Here is a 3491-nt window from a genome sequence, read left to right as displayed (position 1 = left end):
CATCCGGCCTGGCACGGCTTCGTCTCCTACCTGACGCCGCAGCGGGTCCTGCTGGCGCTCGCGCTGGCCACCGTCTTCGCGCTGGCGCTGCAACCGATCTTCATCACGCCCTTCCCGGTGCTGCTGGGACGGACGATGTTCGTCGGCATGCTGGCGCTGCTGGCCTTTTCGGCGGCCGGCCAGTGGCCGCGCCGGCTGCCGCGCTGGTGGGCGCGCTGGCTGTTCCAGGTGGTCGTGGTCGCGGCGGCCGTGCCGCTGGCCACCCTGGCGGTCTACATGGTCGCCGTCGGTGGCGACTTCTCCAGCTTCGTCGAGTCCGAATCCCGGATGCTCGGCTTCCTCTGGATCGCCGGCTCCGGCCTGGTTGTCGGCCCGCTGCTGGCCATGGGCGCGCTGTACCGCCAGCGCGATGCCGAAGCCCGCAGCCAGGCGCTCAGCTTCGAGCTGGAGCGCAGCGAGCTGGAACGCCAGGCGCTGGACGCCCGGCTGCGGCTGCTGCAGGCCCAGGTCGAGCCGCATTTCCTGTTCAACACCCTGGCCAATGTCCGGGCGCTGGTGGAAACCGGCTCGCCGCAGGCGGCGCCGGTGCTGCGCAGCCTGATCGCCTACCTGCGCGCCGCGATGCCGCGCTTGCAGGGCGACGCCACCACGCTGTCGGACGAACTGTCCCTGGTGCGCGCCTACCTCGAGTTGATGCACCTGCGCATGCCGGACCGACTGGACTTCTTCGTGGACCTGCCGCCCGAGCTCGGCAGTCTGCGCTTCCCGCCGATGGCGCTGCTGACGCTGGTCGAGAACGCGGTGCGCCACGGCATCGACCCGAGCGAGGAGGGCGGTCGCATCGAGGTCGGCGGCGAGCGCGTCAACGACCAGGTGCGGCTGTGGGTCAGCGACACCGGCGTCGGCATGACGCAGGCGATGGGCAGCGGCACCGGGCTGCGCAACCTTCGCGAGCGCCTGACGCTGTTCTACGGCCTGGGCGCAGCCTTGGCGCTCACCGAGAATCGCCCGCACGGCCTGCGCGCCGAACTGACTTTCACCCCTGCAACGAGATGAGTGCCGCAGCCTCCCCCGTGTCGACCGCGCCGACCGCCCTGATCGCCGACGACGAACCGCTGCTGCGCGACAGCCTGCAGCGCAGCCTCGCGCTGCTGTGGCCGGAACTGCGCGTCGTCGCGCAGGCGCGCAACGGCCGCGAGGCGGTGGAGATGTTCGAGCTTCACCGGCCCGACATCGCCTTCCTCGATGTCCACATGCCCGGCGTCAACGGCATGGAGGCGGCGCGGCAGATCGCGCGTCAGGCGCAGGTGGTGTTCGTCACCGCCTTCGAGGAATACGCGCTGCAGGCCTTCGAACGCGGCGCGATCGACTACCTGGTCAAGCCGGTCGACGAGGCGCGGCTGGCCGACACGATCGGGCGCTTGAAGGAGCGGCTCGGCGGTCGTCCGGGGCTGGGGGCCGCGCACCCGCGGGCGCTCGAGGCGGTGATCGATGAGCTCTCGCGCCGGATGGCGCGTGCGCCGGCGCTCTCCGTGCCCGCCGGCGGCGCGCTGGCGGCCGACACCGGCCCGCTGCAGTGGATACGCGCCTCGGTCGGCTCGACGCTGAAGCTGATTCCGGTCGACGACATCCTGTTCCTGCGCTCGGACGAGAAGTACACGCTGGTGGTCACCGCCGAAGGCGAGGCGCTGATCCGCACGCCGATCCGCGAACTGATCGAGCGGCTGGATCCGCAGCGCTTCGTGCAGGTCCACCGGTCGGTGGTCGTGAACCTGCATGCGATCAGCCACGTCACCCGCGGCCCCAACGAAACCGCGGACCTCCACCTGAAGGCCCGCCCCGAAGTGCTGCCGGTCAGCCGCAGTTACCTGCACCTGTTCCGACAGATGTAGCGCGCCGGGGTCCGGCGCGAGGTCGACGCGAGGCCGGCGCCTGCACGGCGCCGGATCGATGTTCAGCGCGAGGGCTGCGCCGGTTCAAGCGGCTGGGGCGCCGCCGGCAGCGGCAGGTTCTGCGCCTTGCCCTGCACGACAACCGGCTCCAGCTGCCACATCTGGACGCCGACGTTGATCATCTGCACCACCGCCATCACGGCCACCGCGATGACTGCCGCCATCAGCGCGGTGTGCATCGCGCCGTCGGAAAAGCGATGCATCGACCGCTCGTCGTTGGTCGGCGAACCGGCGCGCGCGTGGAGGCGCCAACCGTGCCACGCCTGGGAGAGTCTGGTATCCATGGCCTGCTCCTCGAAGTCCTCTGGTCCTGGTCTCTGCGAGGGCCGTCGGATCGCCCGCCCGGTTCACCGGACATGCCCCGGCGATGAAGACATCGAGCGGCACGCGAGCCGACAGCCTGCAACAAGTCTAGGTGGCGGCCCCAAGGGCTTCCAGCGAGGCCGCAGGTAAAAAAGCGCGGCTCAGCCACGCTTTTGCCCCCTCCGTCGCAAACCCGGTCGCAGGAGGTGGACGGGATCCCTGCGACCGGCGCCGCGGTCAGCGGCGCAGCGACGCTGCGGCTCAGCGGTTCAGCGGCTCGGTGCGGGTGTTCAGCCAGGCCAGCGCCTCGCCATCGACCAGCGGCGCCAGGCGGCGGCGGACCTCGGCGTGATAGGCGTTCAGCCAAGCCAGTTCGTCGTCCGACAGCAGCGCCACCGCGATGCAGCGGGTGTCGATCGGGCACAGCGTCAGCGTCTCGAAGGCCAGCATCTCGCCGAACTGCCCCTTCTCGGGGGTGTCGAAGGACACGTTCAGCACCAGGTTCTCGATCCGCACCCCCCATTGGCCGGGGCGGTAGAGGCCGGGTTCGATCGAGGTGATCATGCCGGGCTCCATCGCCATGTTGGCGTCGGGCACGGCCTTGGAGATGCTTTGCGGGCCTTCATGCACGTTCATGAAGTAACCGACGCCATGCCCGGTGCCGTGACCGTAGTCCAGGCCGTGGGCCCACAGCGGAGCGCGGGCGAGGGCGTCCAGCATCGGGCTGAGCGTGCCGCGCGGGAAGGCGGCGCGCGACAGCGCGATCGTGCCCTTGAGCACCAGCGTGTAGTCGCGGCGGTGGTCGTCGGTGATGCGGCCGATCGGCCATACCCGCGTGATGTCGGTCGTGCCGCCCAGGTACTGCGCGCCGGAGTCGATCAGCAGCAGGCCGTCGCCTTCGATCCGGGCGAAGGCGTCCTCGGTGGCGCGGTAATGCGGCATCGCGCCGTTGGCGTTGAAGCCGGCGATGGTCGGGAAGGACAGGCCGACGAAACCGGGTCGTCTGGCGCGCTCGGCGCTCAGGCGCTCGTCGATGGTGAGCTCGGAGATCGCTTCGCCGCGGGCCATCGCCGCCTCGAACCAGGCGTAGAAGGCGCACATCGCCGCGCCGTCCTGCTCCATCGCTTGGCGGACGAATTGCGCCTCCGCGGCGTTCTTGCGGCTCTTGAGCAGCGTGCTGGGGTTGATGGCCTCGACGATGGTGGCGGTCGCGGGCAGCGACTCGCGCAGGCCCAG

The 3491-nt window shown here is 70.5% G+C and carries 4 protein-coding genes; 2 read left to right on the top strand and 2 right to left on the bottom strand.

What is annotated here, in order from left to right; translation table 11 throughout:
- Both FUT87_RS23520 and FUT87_RS23515 read left to right on the top strand, forming a co-directional pair.
- On the top strand, positions 1 to 1056 hold a 1056-nt coding region (locus FUT87_RS23520; RefSeq protein ID WP_147242575.1), incomplete at its 5' end, for a sensor histidine kinase.
- Entirely contained in the window at positions 1053 to 1892 is an 840-nt protein-coding gene (locus tag FUT87_RS23515; protein WP_147242574.1) for a LytTR family DNA-binding domain-containing protein, read from the top strand. The genes FUT87_RS23520 and FUT87_RS23515, both read left to right, overlap by 4 nt.
- 62 nt (positions 1893 to 1954) lie before the next feature.
- On the opposite strand, the gene FUT87_RS23510 is transcribed toward FUT87_RS23515, so the two are convergent.
- Together FUT87_RS23510 and FUT87_RS23505 are read right to left on the bottom strand one after the other, a co-directional pair.
- The gene (locus FUT87_RS23510; RefSeq protein ID WP_141225430.1) at positions 1955 to 2236 is read right to left on the bottom strand and encodes a hypothetical protein; all 282 of its coding nucleotides are present in this window, start codon (positions 2234 to 2236) and stop codon (positions 1955 to 1957) included.
- Positions 2237 to 2516: 280 nt separating this feature from the next.
- Positions 2517 to 3491: M24B family metallopeptidase (locus FUT87_RS23505; RefSeq protein WP_147242573.1), on the bottom strand; the 975-nt coding region annotated here is incomplete at its 5' end.

The sequence above is a fragment of the Mitsuaria sp. TWR114 genome (assembly GCF_007997345.1).
The sequence above is the reverse complement of the archived record's forward strand: the minus strand, read 5'-3'. Positions and strand labels throughout refer to the sequence as shown.